The sequence below is a fragment of the Novipirellula caenicola genome (genome assembly GCF_039545035.1).
Taxonomy (GTDB): domain Bacteria; phylum Planctomycetota; class Planctomycetia; order Pirellulales; family Pirellulaceae; genus Novipirellula; species Novipirellula caenicola.
Genome location: NZ_BAABRO010000004.1, coordinates 241,396 through 260,982, shown reverse-complemented (window position 1 = coordinate 260,982; position 19,587 = coordinate 241,396). Strand labels below are relative to the sequence as shown.

Here is a 19,587-nt window from a genome sequence, read left to right as displayed (position 1 = left end):
GGGCTAACAGTGGAAATGCGGCTCGGTTTCGACCTCGACAAGGCGGAAACTGCGAAAATACGCAAGGGTTTCAGCCGAAATTCGCATGTTTTTCGGCGGCGGCTGCGCAGTTCTCTTATCGGCGACTCTTCGCCATGCTCCGCAGTCAAAAAGAAGTGACGCTCGCAAGCTAATCCGTGCGAGCGAGCAGCTCTCTCGCTCGTCGCCGCAAATGATAGCGGCGGTGGGTGCGGAGGCTTCGCAGCGGATCGACACACTCGGGGCGTCCCGCGACCGTGCAAAACAACCGGCCAAAGTCGCTGACCAGTTCACACCATGTCGTGCCGTCCAAACCCAATCGCTTGAGCACCGGCGGTGTGTCCGCGGGCGTCCGGCCGCTTTTACCGGGGGCGATTTGGCGTGCCGTCCAGTCGAGCATTTCCAGGTAATCTTTGAGCGACATCGGCAGAAAGCCTTTGTCGCTGCAGCGTTTTCCCGACTTGCTCACGCATGGGCCAATTTCACCAGACCGCTCGTCGATCGTGACCGGAGTCAAGAAACTGTCTCGTCGTTTTGCCGCCGGAATGCAATTGCTGCGATTAGCGGTTATGGACTGAATTCGACGCTGTACCGAGGTGTGATCGCTCTGCTCGAGCGTTTCGGCCATCGCAGCACGAATCGGATTCAAGTCAACATAGGCCGCACACGCCAACAGCGAGGCCTCGTCAACAATCCGCGTGGCATGGAATCGGCCTTGAAAGAAATGGCCCGATTCTTCGTCTTCGCGGTTCGCTCGCAGTGCGACACGTTGGCAGAGTAGTCGCATCCACCAGCTGACACTGCTGAGCCGTTTGCGAATTTCGGCACACTTAACGGGACATCCTGCGATCGAGCGGATCTCAGGCTCGGTAGGCGGAAGCGGCAGTCCATCGTCATCTCGCCGATGCGGACAAATCATCATCCACCGGCGTGCCACCTCGTTGTCGCTCCAGGTGGCAACAACATCTGGTCGCGTACGTAGAATCAAATGCATATGATTTGATAGCAAACTATACCCAAGGAGATCTACACTGAAATTTTGGGCGAAGTGCATCAAGTGCTGTTCGATCCACATTTTGCGATGATCGAAATTTTTCCCGGTAAAGGGATCATCGCCCATCAAGAAGCATCGCCGTACGGTCCGACTACAGGTGTGAGCGATGGCAATTTCGTCGGGATCGAAGACTTCCGAGCGTGCAAGGCGAACCATCACACACCTCCGTGTCAGTCAGGAGGAACCGAGCCAAGGGCCAATGATGAATCGTTCGCCTGGCCTGATCAAAAGTCAACCCCCAACGATCGGGCTCTGTCCCCTGCTAACGGTCCCCTGCTAACGCTGTCCCCTGCTAACGAAGGTCGACCCCTATCGATAGAGCTCTGTCCCCAATTGGTTGGTGCCCTCGATCCGACTGGCCCCGTGTGCCCTACGTAATGCTCTGTCCCCGAGCGTGGTCCCCGAGCGTGTCAAAAAGCTCTGTCCCTGACCGAGTAGTCCCTGAGTGAGTACGCTGTCCCTGATGGAGGGCGGTGGGGCGGGACTGCGATGTTAGCGTTTTAGGCTACTCGTACCATCGCGTCAGTCTGCTCGGTTCGGTGGGAGGACACTGGTTTACGTGGGAGTCTGCGCGGTGGCGAAAAATACGCCGGGGGTGCTGAAAGATGCGTCACACTCGACCCGCGACATCCTAGCCTACTGCAAGTTCTGTTGGGTTTACGAGCCGAGACCATTTGGCACAGTTTCTGCAAATGCGATCCGCGACGGCCAATGCCGACACCCAAAGCAGATGAATCACATTCAGCAAATTAGCCACCTTGGAATCAAGAAAACGAAGTTAATGCTTGCCAAACGAACCGCCTTTACTCTTGTTGAACTTCTTGTTGTTATCGCAATCATTGGCGTGTTGGTTGGATTGCTGCTTCCGGCGGTCCAGGCGGCTCGTGAAGCCGCGCGGCGGATGCAATGCAGCAATCATCTCAAGCAAATCGCACTGGCTTGCCACAATTACCAAAGCGCGTTCAGAAAATTTCCTCCCTCGGCAATCGTGGATCTCAGCGTCACCAGCACAGGAAACAACGGATCATGGGGCGTTCACGGTCGCATTCTGCCGTACCTCGAGCAAGGTAACGTTTATGATTCGGTGGATCTCTCGTTGGCTTGGGACAACCAGCTTTCAATCGATGGTTTGAAAATTCCAACCTACGCGTGCCCGAGTGACCCAGGTGCCGACGAAGTTCGAGTGTTTGATGACAACCGACCGTCGCTGTATCCAACGACCTACGGTTTCAACTTCGGTCGTTGGTTTGTCTTTAATCCGACCGATCGCCAAGGCGGAGATGGAATGTTCTATCCGAACTCGTTGTTGAGTTTCCGTGATTGCTTGGATGGAACAAGTCATACGTTGCTGGCCGCCGAAGTGAAAGCGTGGACGCCCTACAACCGAAATGGTGGTCCGGCTTCAACGACCATTCCGACCAATCAAAGCGAAGCCGAGACCATGGTGGCCAGCGGTGCCCAATTCAAGAACACTGGGCATACCGAATGGCCTGACGGCCGAGTCCATCACACCGGGTTCACCGTGACGATGACGCCAAACAGCAAAGTGCAGTACATCGAGAGCGGGCAAGTCTATGAAGAAATGGACTTCAATTCATGGCAGGAAGGCAAGGATGGGATCGCCGGCAATCCAACCTATGCCATGATTACGTCGCGAAGCCATCACACCGGGCTAGTGAATGCTGCCAAGTTGGACGGTAGTATCTCGTCGGTCACTGATTCCATCGACAAGACAATTTGGCACGCACTGGGAACTCGAAATGGACGTGAAGTCGTCCAAGAACAACGTTAGCGACGAACCTTAAGAAACGGACGCAAAGCCGAGCATAAATTTGACGCTGCCGCCGTGCCGGATTTTCACTCCGCTGTGATCCGGCCTAAAATCACGGCAAACGTCGACGCTCGATCGCAGGCTCTATGCCGCATGTCGTTGCTGCTGCGGTCGATGCAATTGTCGCCGCAGTGCACTGACTGTTCTCTGCGTTGCCCCTTGATGCTCTGAGATCACCCGGCGTGCGGCTCGCCCCAATGCATCGGCGCTAGGAATGTCCGTCAAACATCGCTCGACAAATTCACGCAACTGTGCTGCGTCGGCGACGCGGACGGCTCCGCCCGCGTCAATCAATTGATTGGCGATCTCTTTGAAATTCTTGGTGTCGGGACCGAAGGACACGGCGCTACCGTAAGCACCGGGTTCAAGCATGTTTTGGCCACCCCGCGTACCAAAGCTGCCGCCGACGGTGGCGATGTGGCTGACGCCCCACCAATGTCGCAGCTCGCCAATCGTATCGACAAGAATCACGGTACCCGCCGACCAACTCGCTTGATCAAGCGACGGATCGATCGAACGTCGATGGACATTCAGTCCCGCGTTGCTCACCAACGTTGCCACGGCGTCAAAGCGTTCGACGTGACGCGGCACCAATACCAACCGCAACTCCGGATGCTCGGCAATCAACGACTTGAAAATTTTAATCGCCATGATTTCTTCGCCGGGTTGGGTGCTGCCGACCACCCAGACTCGATTCCACGGATCGACGCCTGCCCATTGAATTCGGGATTGGACTTCGACGGTGTCTCGGTTACTCGGCGCATTGTCGAATTTGATCGATCCGGTCACCTCGATCCGCTCAGCCGCCGTTCCGCATGCCGCAAACCGCTGAGCCGCCTGTTCGTTTTGCGCACCAACCCAAGCGAGTCTGGCAAACGTTGATTGAGTCAGGAAGGCAAATCGCTGGTATCCCGCTGCACTGCGTTGACTCAGCCTCGCGTTGGCCACCATCACCGGACAACCGCGGTCAGTCGCAATGCGGATCAAATTAGGCCACAGTTCCAGTTCAGCTAGCACGAGCATTTCGGGCATCAAATTTCGCAGCGTGCGAGATACGGCCCAGCTGAAATCCAACGGGCAAAAGAAAACCCGATCGGCACCGTACAGCTTCACAGCCAAGTCGTATCCGGTGTCGGTCGACGTGGACACAACGACTTGATGCTCGGGATGGGTCGCCTCGAGACGTTTGACCAGTCCGCTAATCAGATTGACTTCGCCAACGCTGACGGCGTGCAGCCAAACCGCGGACTTGCCTGCGGTCAACGACTGGGCGTGCGTCTTGGAGATGCCCCAAAGTTTTTCGCGGACACCACGCCGATAGCGACCATGCCGCAGCATCCGATAGATAATCACCGGCGAAAGCAGTAGCAACGCGGCGGCGTAGAGCAGATTAGCGAACATCGGAATCCTTTCCGAATGGACAAAAAACTAGCGACTAAAAAAACTAGACTACCGGACCGCTTTTTCGCATGCAGCACGATTTATACTTTTTGCCACTACCACACGGGCAGGGATCGTTGCGACCGACACGCGGTTCGGAGTGACGCACCGGGTCAGGACGCGATTCATTGTCCTGGTTGCTCGATTGAGCCGCTCGTTGAGCAGGGGAATCGATTTCTTGGCGTGGCGGGCTGGCTGCACTCGGATCGGTGCGACTGGTGGTCGCTTCGACCCATGTGCTGCGGATGAATTCCTCGTTGAACGATTCCATACGGAAGATCAGATCGGTCACGCGCTCGCCGATCGATTCCCACATCGCATCGAACAACCGCATGCCTTCGCGTTTGTATTCGACTTTGGGGTCAAGTTGGGCGTAGCCTTTCAGTCCCACGCTGCTGCGCAAATGGTCCATCGTCAACAGGTGATTCTTCCAAGCTTCGTCCACAATGCTTAGCAAAATCTGGCGTTCCATCCGCCGCATTTCAGGATAGAAGCGGTCGTCCACCGCACCATCGACCGCCAACGACAATTCTTGGCGGTTCATTCGCAACAAGTCTTCCTTGATCGCCCGGTAGTTGAATTCGTTTTTCAACCAATCCGCAAATTCTTCGAGACTGCCATTTTTCCCGGAGGCAACTGCCGCCGTAGTGTCTTTTCCAGCTTTCCCGAACAACTCGTTCAGTTTTCGCTGTGCGATCTCATTTTTCTCTTTCGCAGCACCGCCGGCCTTGCGACTGAATTCAACAAGTTGTGCCTTCAAGTCGTCGCGGTTCAGTCGTACTTCGTCGGGCGTCAGTTGGGCACCAAATCGATGTTGTACCCAATCGACCAATCCTTCGCGGTCGAGCGAGATTTGGGCACCTTGCTTCTCAGTGAAGCGAGAAATGCCGGCAATGACGGGGTATTCGGATTCCTTCTGCGTGTAGGCTTCTTCGGCTCGCTTGTACAGCGACTCGCTGACTTGACGCAGATCTTCGACGTCGCGGAATTCGTCCGGGGTCGTTTCGATTCCGAATTTGTGACGCATCCACGCACACATCGTTCGCAGACCAAAGTCGGCATCCAAGAACGGTTCGCCTTCCGTCAGATCGACCGTCCCGATTCGCTCGTGGGCTTTTTGGATCAGTTCGTCGGTGAGTTCATCACGATCCATGTTTTTCAATTGGTGTTCTTGGTAATTGGTGCCAAGCCGGGTGTTGGCCCAATTGGTCAGCGCCTTCCAATTCCACTCATCTTCCATCGCTTGAGGAAGATTTTCTTCGATGATCTCGTGAACCGTGACTTCCGCTGCACGTTCGGCTTGGTCGACCGCATACGTCTTGGCCATCTCGAAATCCATATTTTGGAAATCGCGTGACTCGAGTTGGCAATCAAGCTGGCTGCCGGCATACGCAGCGAACGTGTCGACGCCGTAGTTGGGGTCGAGGAAGGTGTTGACGAATTTTTCGATCTGAGCCCGAATCAGATCCAGGATCATGTTGCGAGAACTATGGCCGTCGAGCAAGTTTTGGCGATAGCGATAGACGCGTTTGCGTTGTTCGTCCATCACTTCGTCATAGTCAAGCAAGCTCTTGCGAATTTCGTAGTTGCGTTCTTCGACCTTTTTCTGAGCCGAGGCAATGCGGCGAGTCACCATCGAATGTTCGATCGCTTCGCCCTCTTTCATGCCCAGGCGTTCCATCATGCTTTTGACAAAATCGCCAGCAAAGATCCGCATCAAATCGTCTTCCAACGACAGAAAGAATCGGCTCGACCCCGGGTCGCCTTGACGTCCACAACGACCGCGAAGTTGCAAGTCGATTCGGCGGGATTCGTGACGTTCGGTCCCGAGCACGTACAAACCGCCCAAGTCGCGAACCACGTCGCCTTCTTCGCTCATTTTTTCGCGTGCATCGATCTCTTCGACCAAGGCGTTCCACTCGTCGTCGGGCACTTCCAGCCGGGTGGGGTATTTGTGTTGCAATTGTGCCCACGCCATCGTTTCCGGATTGCCCCCGAGCACGATGTCGGTACCACGACCGGCCATGTTCGTTGCGATCGTCACGGCGTTGATACGACCTGCTTGCGAAACAATCTCAGCTTCACGACCGTGGTTTTTCGCATTCAAAACGTCGTGCTTGATTCCACGGCGTTCGAGCAATTCGGACAACCGCTCGCTCTTTTCGATGCTGACGGTACCGATCAAGACCGGCCGTCCACTGCGTTCGATCGATTCGATCTTGCTCATCGCATAGGTCTCGGGATTCTTTTCTCCCTTGGCGATGATCACGACTTCGTTGTCGTCGCTCTTTTGGATTTTCCCCCAAACCTCGTTGCCATCCTTCAGATTGATCACGTCCCACTTGTGAGCTCGTTCGACCTCATCGGCAAGCGCTTTGAATTTGTCTTTCTCGGTCAGATAGATCAAATCGAGATGTTCGATCCGCTTCATTTCGCGGTTGGTCGGAATCGCAACGACATCGAGTCCGTAAATCTTCATGAACTCGGTCGCTTCGGTCATCGCCGTCCCGGTCATCCCGGAAAGCTTTTTGTACATCTTGAAGATGTTTTGCAGCGACGCGGTGGCGAAGGTTTGTGTTTCTTGTTTGATCGGCACGCCTTCTTTGGCTTCGACCGCTTGGTGCAGTCCGTCGCTCCATTGGCGACCTTCCATCAACCGTCCGGTGAACTCGTCGACAATCACAATTTGGCGATCTTTGACGACGTAGTTGACGTCCAATTTGTATAGGTAATGAGCTTTCAGCGCGTTGTCGATCAAGTGCGGCCATTCCATATTGCCAGCGGTGTAGAAGCTTTCGACTCCCGCTAGCTTCTCGGCCTCACGAACTCCTTCGTCGGTCAACGTGACGTTGTGTTGTTTTTCATCGACGGTGAAATGGACTTCCTTCTTCAGTTGACGCGCGACGCGATCGGCATCGGCGTAGCGGCCGAGATCCAAATCGGCCGGGCCGCTAATGATCAGCGGGGTCCGGGCTTCATCGATCAGAATGTTGTCGACTTCGTCGATGATCGCGTAGTTCAGCGGTCCTTGGCACTGTTGAGCTTCCTTTGGGTACCGGTCGTCACCCTTGGCGGCGGGACGCATGTTGTCACGCAGGTAATCGAATCCGAACTCGTTGTTCGTTCCGTAAGTGATGTCACAGGCGTATGCAGCTTGTTTTTCAGCCGTCGACATCCCGGATTGGATTGCGTTAACGGTCAATCCTAGGTTCATGTACAGCGGGGCCATCCATTCCATGTCACGACGGGCCAAATAGTCGTTGACCGTGATGACGTGAACGCCCTTGCCTTCGATTGCATTGAGGTATGCCGGCAGCGTTGCCACCAACGTTTTACCTTCCCCGGTCACCATTTCAGCGATGTTGCCGTTATGCAGCACCATCCCGCCGATCAGTTGGACGTCATAATGACGCATGCCTAAGAAGCGTTTGCCCCCTTCGCGACAGACCGCGAAGGCTTCTTCGAGAATATCGTCGAGCGTTTCACCATCGCGGAGTCGTTTGCGAAAGTTTTCGGTTTGTTGACGGAGCTCTTCGTCGCTCATCGCCTCGTATTTGGGTTCCAACTCGCCGATCGCTTCGGCACGTTGGCGTAGTTTTGCGACATGACGAGCATTCGCAGAACCGAAAACCGAGGTGATACTGCGTTCCACAGCACCGAAAGCGCCACCGAAGACAACGCCACAAATATCAAAAAGTCGTTCGAAGAAAGACATATTTTTCGTCGGGGTAAGGTCGTGTGCGATTCGGGGGAATCGCAGTATCTGGATGAACACGTCTCAAAAGCACAGGCTAAAAATTGCCCACCACGAGAGCAGAACCTGTGTACGTTTGATCCGTCGGCGCGAGCGTCAATATGACACTTTTGCGGGTCAACATGAAGGTTGTGGCAAATCCAGGACCGAGCCGGAAGCCTCCATGCAATCATCGCGGCACACGTTACAAAAACGCGTACCTAAATGCCGTTACATCCGCAAGTTACGAGTTTAGTGAAGATGGGTCAACTGCGATTGTTTTTTCTCTCTGCGGTTCGTTCTTGCCCGAAATCGCCCGGATCGCCAAAACAATGCCAAAAACGACGATCCCATAGATGGCCAGAACGACATTCATCAGGCCTCCTTGGATCAGTGTGGTTAACAAAACAGGGAAAAAGGACTCGCCAAACGTCGAGATTTCACTCTCGGGCCCGCCCGGCTCGAACTCGAATCCCGTCATCTTTGTTACCAACGACGTCGAGACGACTCCGCAAATGATATCAAGCATTCCCCCGATCGGCACGGCGATCGAGATCAAGACTCGCGTTCCATACATGATGCCTAGAGTCCATTTTAGCGACTTTTTGTTCCGCCACGCCTGCTGAGCCGTCCGCCAATCCAACCAGGTGTACAAAGCACAAAAAATGGCGATTCCAACCAGCATCGCCGGGATTTGCTGGTGCTTGGTGACAACCATTCCAAACAAAAAGCTTGGAATGGCACTCAATGAACAAACAAACGTCCAGCGAATCGCAATTCGCCAAATCGGCAGCCGATGGCGGACGTCCGAGGTCAGGTCACCATTGATATCATGAAGGGCGTCGTCCGACTCTGATTCGATTACCCCCGCAGGGGCGTAAGGATTCGGTCGGGACGATTCGTTCGTCATGCAAATAGCTCGGTGCCAAAGTGAAGGAAATGTCGATCGTGTGAAGCTTCCTCGGCATCAGAATCAAAAACCTCGCCCCCTTCAGCGGACAATATACTGAGAGGGAGTCCGCTTTCGGAAAATCATTCGACGCCGCGTCAATCAGCTCCTAGGATAACATCCGATCGAGCGAATCGTTTTCTGTTGCTTCACGATGTGGATGGAATGGTGGGAGCATGAAACGAATTCCCGATCGCCCGCGTCGCAGCTCCGCCCCCTCTCTTTGCCGTCGAATCCATGCCCATGAGCGATTTTCAATCCAGCCACGTTTTGGCGTACTCTGATTTTCCTCGAACGGACTTTTCTAAAACAATGTTGACGCGAGTTCTCGCTTGCCTGATCGCGGCGGCCAGTGTGTTGTCTTTAACACCCCAAGTCTCCTTCGCCCAAGGCAGTGGTTTAGGGTCTTTTGGCACCTTAGGGGGGATCGAGCCTGGTGGTCGCTATCCGTCACAGGAGTACTACATTGCACTGGAGATCTACCGCAGTGGCGATCTTGAAAATGCATTAGACGCTTTTGAGGGGGCTCTCCGCAGCACCCGCCGCGATATCAATGGGCGTTGGATCGATTCAATTCCTGTGTATGCGATGTTGGCGGAATGTTATTGGCACATGGGCAGCGTACCGCAAGCTCGCGAGAACATTGATGCTGCGATGCAGGTCGCGATTCGCTATCGCGGTTGGTTGAATAAAGTCGATTGGCGGTCAGCGGTCCGTGACGGGGTGCAAGTGTCCCCGCCGCCGGGAGTTTGGCCGGCTGCGATGGCGATCAAACGCATCCCAACGTCCGATCGGATCATGTACCGTTCAGGGCAACAGGTGACCGAGCAAACGTTGATCCAAGGCGGGGTGATCGAAGAACCCAACCTGCGTGCGATGGACATCATCGAAATCATGCGTGGGCTCGCGATCGCGTCGTATCGTCGACGGATCATCTTGGGGCCATTGTCAGAGCAGGACAACTTTGTCAACGAATTGGCCGAGTCCACTAATGTCGGTGGGATCCCCCAACCGGTCGCGCAAACGATGGTCGGAGCACTGCACGGTGCGGCTCGTTTCGCGGCGTACGACGACAAGCGTGCGTTTCCCGAAGCTTCGAAGTCCGCGTTGTCCAGTGGTGGAGCCCATCCATTGTCGGCGATCGCGCTGCTGGTTCAAGCATCGGTGTTAGCCGAGTCCGACACCGCCGAAGGATCGCTTGCTGCGGCGTTAGCGTGCGTGAACGTGGCTGCAGCGCTTGAGCAACCCGAACTGATCGGCGAGGCGTTGCAATTGGCCGCTGGAGTGGCCAGCGACAAGGAGGCGAATGTCGTACGCACGGCTGCCGATACGGCTGCCAATGCCATGCTCCGCAAATCACGACTCGCGTCGGTACACGGTTTCGTCGCCTCGGCGGATGCGGCTGTCAAATCGCGTGATTACGATGCTGCGACGCTCTCAATCGGTCATGCCAAATCGCTTTCGGACCGTCGCGACGTGGTGCAACCTCGAATCGATGCGTACGGAGCCTTTGTTGCTGCGAAATTGGCTGCGGCTCGCGGTGACGCAATTGGGTTGAAATCGAATAGCGTCGTTGACAAGGCGTATGGATCGATGCGGACCTTTGCCCAGCAGCATCGGGTACGCAATCGGACGCTGGTTTCGATGCCCAGTACGTATCAATTTGCATTGCTAAGCCAGTCGCTTGGAACCCGAATCGGAGGCTCGACAAGCGATGCGATTCTCGAGTACTTCACCAACGATCCGCCGCCCGGATTGTGGCGGCGTGATCCAGTCGACGCGATGACCTTTTTGACAATCGATCGATTGGCCGCGCTGGCAATGCGACTTGCAATCGCGGCCGAGCAGACCGATGGCGTCAAAGTTTTGGCCCGCACCGACACCCTGCTCGCCGAACGGTTCTCGCAAACGATGCCGTTGGCGGGCCGGATCGCACATGTGCGTGTGTTGGCCAGTGCCGATGAGCAGACGCTGAGCGATGATCAGAGGAAATTTCGCGACCAAGGTCCTGCCGAATTCAAGCGGCTTCGCCAGATGGTTTTGGACAATGCCAATTTGCCAGCGGAAACGGTCAACGATTCGGTGGTTGAAAAACTAGCGCAACAACAAGAATCGCTGGCGACGCTGATCGCATTTTCGCGTGGATCGTTGCCACGTTTGGCCCCGCCACGAGTGGATGAAAAAGCACCGATCCAAGGATTGCCGAAACGAACGGCGCTGGTCACGTTTGCGTTTGTAGGCAACCGTTTGTACACGACGTTTTCGTTGAACGGAAATACACAATCGTGGACCAACAACAACACGTCACGATTGCCCGCGATGATTGGATCCGTGTTGCGATCGATCGGTGTGGGCAAGACGCGTGGGGCGCGTTTGCCCGAAGATAACGCATGGCGAAAAGATGCTGCGACGTTGTTGAAGTTTTTGTTTCCCGACGCAAGTTTTTTCGCGGGCACTGACATTGATGATTTGGTGATCGTGCCCGATGGACCGCTGTGGTATCTGCCGTTTGACATGCTTCCCATTGATGGTGAAGACGCTGAATTCCTGGGCGACAAGATGAGTATCCGCTACGCCGCAACGCCTGGATTGGCGGTCCGACCCATGCCCGTTCGCAAAAAGAGTCGAGCGGTGGGGCTTGCAGCCAATCGTTTCTTTGCCCCACGTGACTTGGAGGTCAACACCGCAATCACTGAATCGATCGTCGATGCGGCAGCGGGATCGATCTTGTTGCCTGTGGCGGAGATGCCTCCGACGACGATGCTGGGGCTTGTTTTGGACAGTTTGATCGTCGCTGCGCCAAGCGTGATGGACATGAACAACCCGTTTGCCATGAGCGTGTTGCCGTACGAGGCAGGAAAACCCAACGCATCGCTCGGAGCATGGTTGCAATTGCCATCTCAGTTGCCCAAGACGATCGCATTGGCCGGTTTCCGCTCGCAGGCCGAAGCGACGCGACTCGGGGATGGACGCGATCTGTTCATGACCTTGTGTGCGTTGAATATCGCAGGTGTGGATGATGTGTTGATCAGCCGCTGGGCCGTGGGCGGCGAATCCAGTGCGATTGTGCTTCGCGAATTTTCACAAGAGCTGCCGTTTTCAGGAATGGTCGACGCGTGGAGACGGGCGCGGATGGTGTTGCGGCGCTCTGACTTGGATCCGTTGACCGAGCCGCTGTTGGCCCATGCCGACAAGGATCTTGAAAACGTTACCGGCGAAGAGCCGCTGTTTTGGGCCGGCTATCTGCTGTCGTCTCCGATCGATCCAAACGCCGCAGAAAAGCCGTAGCGAAGGTTGGAATCAATGTAGCGAAACTCGCCAACGGCTTGTTGTTTTAGTCGTACGATGGACTTCCTCGTCCGTCGAATGCGCCATTGACGGACTAGAAAGTCCATCATACACCCCTTGCCGCAGGAAACTTCATTAAATCAACAAGCCGCCAAGAGTTTCGGCCGTTGCGAAGGAGCAGAGCCCCAGACCTAAGCTTCGCTCGCAAGCTCGCTACGTCTAGCCTGGGCTATGCAAATGACTGAACCTTCGGCCCGCCAAATACTTCTGCAAATTTCAAACTCGACGCCCTCCCAGAGAACGCCCAGTCAGCGCTACTTTTGCGAAGCGTAAGCCAACTCACTCCGCCAATTCAGGGAACACTTCAGCGTCGAGATTCATGCGGCTGATGATCGAACGCAAACGGAGCTGAAAATCGCTTTTGAAATTAGCGACCTGTTGTTCGGTCAAATCGGTCTTCTCGGCCACCGCCTTGTTGGACAATCCGACGACATACAACAGCTCGATCGCTTTGAGCTTGGACCAGCTTTCGCCCTGTTTCCACCGCTGGATCTGCTCGGCGATCGCATCACGAATCGCGGACTGTTCGATCTGTTTTCGCTCGCCACTGCGGGCAATCGAGCTGGCAACACGTTCACCGCCAGCGAAATCGATGTTGGTTCCGTCACCCGATGCACGGCGATGCAGCTGCAACGCAGGGCGTCGACCTTCGCGCCGCAGGTGGTCGGTCAATTTGTAAGCACAAATCGAAAACAGATAGCTTTCCAGCCGTTTCGATCCGTCGTAGTTGGGCAAACTGATCAAGAACCCCACGAAGGCCTCTTGCACAATATCCTCACTCGCCGCTCGATCTCGAATCCGGCTGTTGGTGTACGCCAACAACCGGCCTTCGTAACGGTCGATCAATGCTTGCCAAGCATCGGAATCGCCATCGCGAATCCGAGCGACCAAGTGAGCATCGATTTCGCTAGGTTCTGATATCGTCATGGGGTACCTACTGGACCACAATGGGCAAGCTTTCGCTGTGGCTGTTGAATTCGGGAGCATACATGCACTCGATGTTCGCAAATCCCGTTTGGTACTCGCCTTTCAATTGGACGCGTGTGCTGTACTCAAACACATACGTTCCCTTTGGCAAGTAGTCGATGAAGAAATGCGTCGCCGTATCACGAGTTGATTCGTAATACCCCAGTCCATCTTGGTATTTGTACTGAGATAAAACGTTCACCGGCTCGGTGCCGCTGCCGCGATAATCTTTCATATGAGCATACTCCATATCGCGGTCGGTCCGCAAAACGATTCGCACGACCAACTCGTCTCCCACCGAGACCGGCCCATCGACTGCGACCAGCGTTGGACCATCGGCGGTGTTCTTTTTGACAAACAGCTTCTTTTCCAGAGTTAATGGCGTGCCCTCGTGAGGCGTCACTTTGCTGATGTCTTCGAGGTATTGCCAGTGCAAACTGCCCCAAGCCACGCCTTCGTCGACTTTTTTCATGGTGACGTTGCCAAGTTCTGGTTTGACTTCGCCGGCAGCGAAGCGGGCCTCGTAGAATCCGGTTCCGGCTTCGACATTTCCCGGCTCGATCAATTTCTCGCCAAGTTCAACGCGGACCAATTCATCGGACGCCAACAGATCGCTGCCTCGCAGCAGCAATGCGTAGATCGCGTCCGCGGTCGCTTTGGTCGTCTTCCAATCTCGCGTTTGCTTCTGTTTCAACAGCCAAACCTTACACGCTTCGACCGCCTCGTGATCGTTCATCACTTCGTCAAAGGCTTCGATCATCATTGCTTGGGTTTCGATCGGAGCACGGTACCACCACCATGACAATTCGGTGTCCCGCCAATACATGCCAAGCTCTTCATCGCTGACCGATCGTTCTTTGATCGATGCCATAATGCCTTGCGCGGCTTCGGCTTCACCAAATCGCTTCAGTGCCACCGCCATGTGAGCTTGCGATTGCCGGACCGCCAATTTCAACCAATGCGTTTTCGCTTGGTTGACCCAGTAATTGACCGCTTCACGATGTTCCGCTGCAATTGCCTGGTCCTGCAAGAAGAAACTTCGGCCATACAAGTACAACGCGATCGTTGTCGACAGGTGATTTTTGTCGCGATTCTCTGGTTTGATGTCCTCGTACTGCTTGGTCACCCAGCCGTCGAGCCGCGTCAGTGACCGGATCGCAGGTTGGGCATCGATGGTCACGCCTAAATGTCGTATCCGACCAAAACCCGTTGTGATGTACAACGTGATAAAGTCATTGCCGCGTCCGCCGGGGAACCAAGGCCACGAACCGTCTTCGAGTTGCATCTCGGTCAATTTAAACAGGTTCCGCTTCGTTTCGTCCTGCAGCCGATTGCTGTCGAACAGGATACCGACGTTGCGACGAGCCTGGCTTTCATTTTCCGCTTGGCGAACCCAAGGGGTTTCTTCGAGCATCACCGTTTTCAGTTCTTCGTTCTTTTCCAGCGGACTGTCCAGCGCCGCGGTGCCTCGCCACTGATCAAACACACGCTCGATCTTGGGATCGCTGTTGGCGATATGCTGGGCCAACGTGTTGGCGTACAATCGGTTGAATACCTGTTCGCTGCACTCGTACGGATATTCCATCAAGTACGGCAGCGCCATCACGGCGTACCATGACGGATTCGATGCGACCTGCAGTGTCAATGATTGATGTTGTAGCGAGTCGGAGCTACCGGATTGAAGCAGCTTTTCAAAATCAAACTGCTTCACCTGCTTGCCGCGGATCGGCAATGGAATCGATTCCGTTACCAACACACGGCGTGACAGGACTGGCAAATAACCTTCTTCACCATCGGAAAGTCGTCCGGTAGATCCAATGGCCTTGTAGGTCAAGAAGCCGATTCCATCGGGCACGCTGATCTTCCACGACAACGATTGCGATTGGCCGGCGGCAATCGTGAACGATTGAACCGCGGTGTCATTGCCGAGTTTGGTATCAACATTTTGGGTGCTCTTTGCATCGGCAAACGACAAACGAACCTGTCCGGTTTGTTGCGTTGGCGATTGGTTGCTGACCTTGACCGTAAATTCGATCAAGTCGCCTTCACGAACAAAACGAGGTGGGTTGGGTTGGACCATCAAGTCTTTTGCCGTCACTGTTTTGCCGCTTAGAAAGCCGCTGCGCAATTTCGTGTCATGAGCGAAACCGAGGAACTTCCATTCGGTCAGGGCTTCGGGCATCGTGAATTCCATCCGCACAGTACCATCGTCTCCGGCTAGTAGATGAGGAAAGAAGAACGCAGTTTCGTTCAGGTTTTTGCGTGCGGAAACATTTTCGAGATCGACGTTGGCGGCGTCCTGGCCATCGCCACCCTCTTGCGGGGCAGCCTGTCGCTCGCCTCCGGCCATCTCGGCGTCAGCTTCCATCATCAACTTGGCCCCGAGGCCTCCGGGTTCGCCCATCATCGCCCCGGCATCCATGGCCGCCGACATTGGTGCAGGCGCTGCGAATGCCTCCAAACTATCGGTCCTCATTCGTGATCGCATGCCCCCTTTCTTTTGGTTTCGGAATTGGTATCCCCACAAATTTTCCACGATCATCGACGGATAGTGGCGATAGGACAAGTTTCCGTTCCGCTGATTGCGATGCCATCCGTGCCAAATTTGACGCAGCGATTCGGCCGAATTTTCGAACTGGGAATGCATCCTCGAGTAGTCTTGGTAGAAGACGTTGAAACGCTGCATCCACGTGTGCGGCTGGAACGCATCGAGCGACGCGTCATACAACGTCGCCACCATCTCGGCGGCCGCACGTTCGGCGTCGGGGCCTTTGATGATCGCGGTCCACGTCTCTTTGGCAGCAGGATCCAGTTTGGAAACAAAGTGCTCCCACTGGATATCTAGCTCCTTGTTCGTCCACGGCACTTCGATTCGCTCGTTATGGAAGTAGGCTCGGTTTTCGCGAACCATCGTCGTTCGCACGATAAAGCCGCCTCGCATCGATTCGTTGACCGGTTGTTCGATCACAACTTGAGTCGAATTCGCAGGCGTCCAATAACTTTTTAGCAGTTTGCCGCGATGTTCAATTTCGATGAACGCGCGGGCGGTTTCATAGCCGCTGCCCCAGATCGCTCGCATCGTTTCGCCCGGTTCGAGCGAATTCTTTTCTTGCATGAAAAGATCAGGAATCTTGATCGCAAGTTTCTTGGCCTGCGGGTCAAGTACCTTGATCGGTAGCAGTGCGGTGACCTGTTTGCCAAACCGATCTCGTGTTTCGAGCTTGGCTCGGTACGGGCCTGCGGTCAAATCGAATGTCAACTTGGCGTTGCCGGCGCCGTCGGTTTGGAAGTCTTGTTTGGCAACTTGGTCACCGAGTTCCCACGTGTTGAGGTCCGACAAATCAGGTGCCGGTTTCGAGTCCGCTCGATGCAGTGGTTGATAGTGATGTCCACCAAGTGACGGACGGACGACTTCGCTTGGCTGTTTCAATTGATACACCGTCACCGTGCCCTCGGCGGACTGTCCATCACCGTCAAGCGTTTTGGTGGTAATCGAAATCGCGACTGGCTCGTCACTGGTTTGCCAATCATCGGCTGTCATCGTGGCGGCAAGTGCAGTGTAGCCAACGTGGACCGAACGTTGATCCGAGCGTGTTTCGCCCGTGGAATCGGTTACGTCAGCGTAAACCGTGAACTGAAATGTCGGCTCGCTTTCTTCGGGGACCGACAAATCGGGCTTGGCATCAAACGTGATTTCAAACGATCCATCGGCACCACTACGCGTCGTGCCATGAGCGATTTCTTGGTTGCCCTGTGGTCGTGGGGGGAACCACAGACGACGCGACGACCATGTCCACCAAATTGGATAGCGCACTTCGCGGACCACACGCCACGACACCAACGCGTCATCAATCGCGGCTCCGGTGTAGGCGGTCGCTTTGGCTGGGATGGTAACGGATTCGCCCAATTTGGCGGGTGCACTTGGGGCGTCTAGTTTGACTTGAAATTTCGGACGTTTGTATTCTTCGACCCGAAACTGGGTTTGGCCACGCGCGACGCCATCGACCCGCAGTGACATTTGCCCCATCAAGCGGTCTCGCGGAGCGGTCACGCTGCCACTAAAGCTGCCGTAGTCATTCGTGCGGTGTGTCAATCGCTCGATTTCTTTACCGTTGACGTCCGAGAAGACCACCACCACTTGTTGATTCGCTAACGTTTGATAATTGTTTCTGGTTTGGTTGACCGAGAAACTGATTCCTTTGTAGCGAATCGTTTGCCCTGGGCGGTACAACGTGCGGTCGGTAAAAAATTGGGTCTGTTGGTGGGTGCGTTCTTGATTATTCGATTGATAAACCGAAATGCCATGGTTGGACGAAAGTCGTTGCCCGCGATGTGACGCCAACAGGATCAAATTGTGGCGGTTGTTGGCTTTCGTTTTGAAAAAGCCGTTGGCGTCGGTGATGACGGTCGGCAAAGCCACCCGGCGGTTGCCCTCGTTGGCCCAAATCTTGACCGACGCGTCTTGGCGTGGTTCCCCGGTTTTTGCGTCCAGCACAAAGCCTTCGAGCGTTCCCGTGCCGCTAGCGGTTCGCAGCACCAACGCCAACTGGCTGACCCAAACCTCGGCCATGCTGACTTGGTTGTCGTCGTGTGCGAAATCCTCGCGGTGGCTGGCGTACAAGAAATACGATCCAGCCGGGATATCCTCGGGCACCTTCACTTGTTCAACGCGTTCTTGATAGTCCTCGGTTTTTGGCAGATCCGCAGACCAGCGTTTGATGACTTTTTGGTTCATCAAGGCGGCCTGCTGAGCACGATTGAGTTGCATCGGTTGGTAACGATTTGAATTCACGAATTCGTCGAAATCAAACGTCACTAATCGAAAGTACACTTTCTCGACGTTGCGGTAGCGAACATCCACGGTCGGCCACGGAGCGTTCCACACACGTTCGGTCGTGATCGATGCCGAGGGGGCTTCGATTTGCTTGATCAGGTTGTAACAGCGGTTTCCACCGATGCTGTTGGGATGACGAGCCAAGCCTTGCTCGGCGATTTCTTTGGCATTGACCAAGTCGTTTTCACCGTGCACGACGGAGGCCAAGTTGTGTAGGGCACGTGCCGAAATCACGTGCGATGCATGTTCGTCGGCAAACCGTTTCAGTGCCGCCTTGTAACGTGCCGCCTTCTCTTCGCCAAAGGCTTGGTTGTAGGCGAATTCGAGTCGGTGCAGGTCGGCGTCGATGAACGCCGATTGATCCGTGTCGTCGCGGTGAAATTTCAAGAGTTGCTGGTACAACTGGATCGCTTTGAACTTGGGCGAATCGGTGTCCTCGGTTGCCGGAGTCCAATTCATAAAGTCATTGGCGGCAGCAAAAACGGGACTGTCGGCTTGCAAGTCAAAAGCATCTTCGCTGCGTGCACCGGCTTGTTCGGCGGCCGAATAGAACTCGAGTGCTTCGAAGACGAGGAAATCCCAAAGCGTGGGGCGATAGTCGTCCGGTGCCGTTCCTTTTTCGATCAATTCGTCATAGTCAGCGATCGGCGTGTTTTGAAGCACATCGGTGTCGTCGAGTGCCTTGTCAAATTGCTCAGCGGTGACCTCCAAGATCCGCGGCAAATCCCACGTGTTGATGTCGTCGCTAACGGGGGCTTCGGTCTGCGTCCGCTGCATGAACCGCCAGCGGTTTTGCTGGAAAAAGTGCCAGTACCAATGAGCGACAATCGCCTGCATCATCGGTTGCATCGCGGCGGGCGCCTGCTCGATTTCGGCCTTCATGTGAGCAATTTTTTCTTCCGGACGATTTCCCTGAATCGTGCCTTCGAGCGAGATTTTCATCCCAATTGCCTTGATCGCTTCGTCGTAATCTTTTTCGGCCTTGGCTTTGCTGATGATCGGTTCCAACTTTTCCACGGCCGTTTTGGGTAGCCCCTGATTGATGGCGTCCTGAACCTCCTTCCAGGTGGCCTCGTTGGGCTCGGCCGCCCACAGCAGCGTGGCAAACAGGAGGACAAAAACGCTGGCAAAACCGAACTTTTGAAAGTTAGAGATGCGGTACGACAAGAGAAAGCTCGCGCGTTGGGGGTAGCTTGAAAAGGTGCGTCAACGTGATGGTAACGAACGGCGGACCGATTTATTAGCCGGAAAACTTTTAAATCTTGCCCTTCGTACCGCCCGCCGTTGGTGGGGATGCGAAGTGGCGTCGCTGCCCCCAAAATTGCGACGCCTTATCCCCAAAAAGCGGTGCTACCGAGTACCCGAGGACGCTGCCACCACGTTGGGAGGGACGCGCCGTTGTTGAGTCGCCTTT

The 19,587-nt window shown here is 54.9% G+C and carries 8 protein-coding genes; 2 read left to right on the top strand and 6 right to left on the bottom strand.

The genetic code is table 11. The annotated features are described in order from the left end of the window. Window positions 1-169: 169 nt before the first annotated feature. Window positions 170-1,228, bottom strand: a complete 1,059-nt coding sequence (locus ABEA92_RS10650; RefSeq protein WP_345683807.1) for a hypothetical protein — start codon at window positions 1,226-1,228, stop codon at window positions 170-172. Between the two features lie 625 nt (window positions 1,229-1,853). Here ABEA92_RS10650 and ABEA92_RS10645 point away from each other — a divergent pair. Continuing rightward, window positions 1,854-2,864, top strand: a complete 1,011-nt coding sequence (locus ABEA92_RS10645; protein ID WP_345684034.1) for a DUF1559 family PulG-like putative transporter — start codon at window positions 1,854-1,856, stop codon at window positions 2,862-2,864. A 123-nt stretch (window positions 2,865-2,987) separates the two neighbouring features. Here ABEA92_RS10645 and ABEA92_RS10640 read toward each other — a convergent pair whose 3' ends face one another. The 3 genes from ABEA92_RS10640 to ABEA92_RS10630 form a co-directional block, all read right to left on the bottom strand. Continuing rightward, entirely contained in the window at window positions 2,988-4,304 is a 1,317-nt protein-coding gene (locus ABEA92_RS10640; protein WP_345683806.1) for a 3-deoxy-D-manno-octulosonic acid transferase, read from the bottom strand. A gap of 43 nt (window positions 4,305-4,347) precedes the next feature. Then, complete coding sequence (secA, locus tag ABEA92_RS10635; protein ID WP_345683805.1) at window positions 4,348-8,058, bottom strand: preprotein translocase subunit SecA; 3,711 nt, start codon at window positions 8,056-8,058, stop codon at window positions 4,348-4,350. 262 nt (window positions 8,059-8,320) lie between these two features. Further along, on the bottom strand, window positions 8,321-8,986 hold the full coding sequence (locus ABEA92_RS10630) for a hypothetical protein (protein ID WP_345683804.1): 666 nt from the start codon (window positions 8,984-8,986) through the stop codon (window positions 8,321-8,323). 282 nt (window positions 8,987-9,268) lie between these two features. On the opposite strand from ABEA92_RS10630, the gene ABEA92_RS10625 reads away from it, so the two are divergent. Next, complete coding sequence (locus tag ABEA92_RS10625) at window positions 9,269-12,313, top strand: CHAT domain-containing protein (RefSeq protein WP_345683803.1); 3,045 nt, start codon at window positions 9,269-9,271, stop codon at window positions 12,311-12,313. Window positions 12,314-12,652: 339 nt separating this feature from the next. On the opposite strand, the gene ABEA92_RS10620 is transcribed toward ABEA92_RS10625, so the two are convergent. Next, the gene (locus ABEA92_RS10620) at window positions 12,653-13,300 is read right to left on the bottom strand and encodes an RNA polymerase sigma factor (RefSeq protein WP_345683802.1); all 648 of its coding nucleotides are present in this window, start codon (window positions 13,298-13,300) and stop codon (window positions 12,653-12,655) included. A 7-nt stretch (window positions 13,301-13,307) separates the two neighbouring features. Beyond that, a complete protein-coding gene (locus ABEA92_RS10615) occupies window positions 13,308-19,340 on the bottom strand; it encodes an alpha-2-macroglobulin family protein (RefSeq protein ID WP_345683801.1) in 6,033 nt (2,010 codons plus the stop codon). Window positions 19,341-19,587 lie beyond the last annotated feature (247 nt).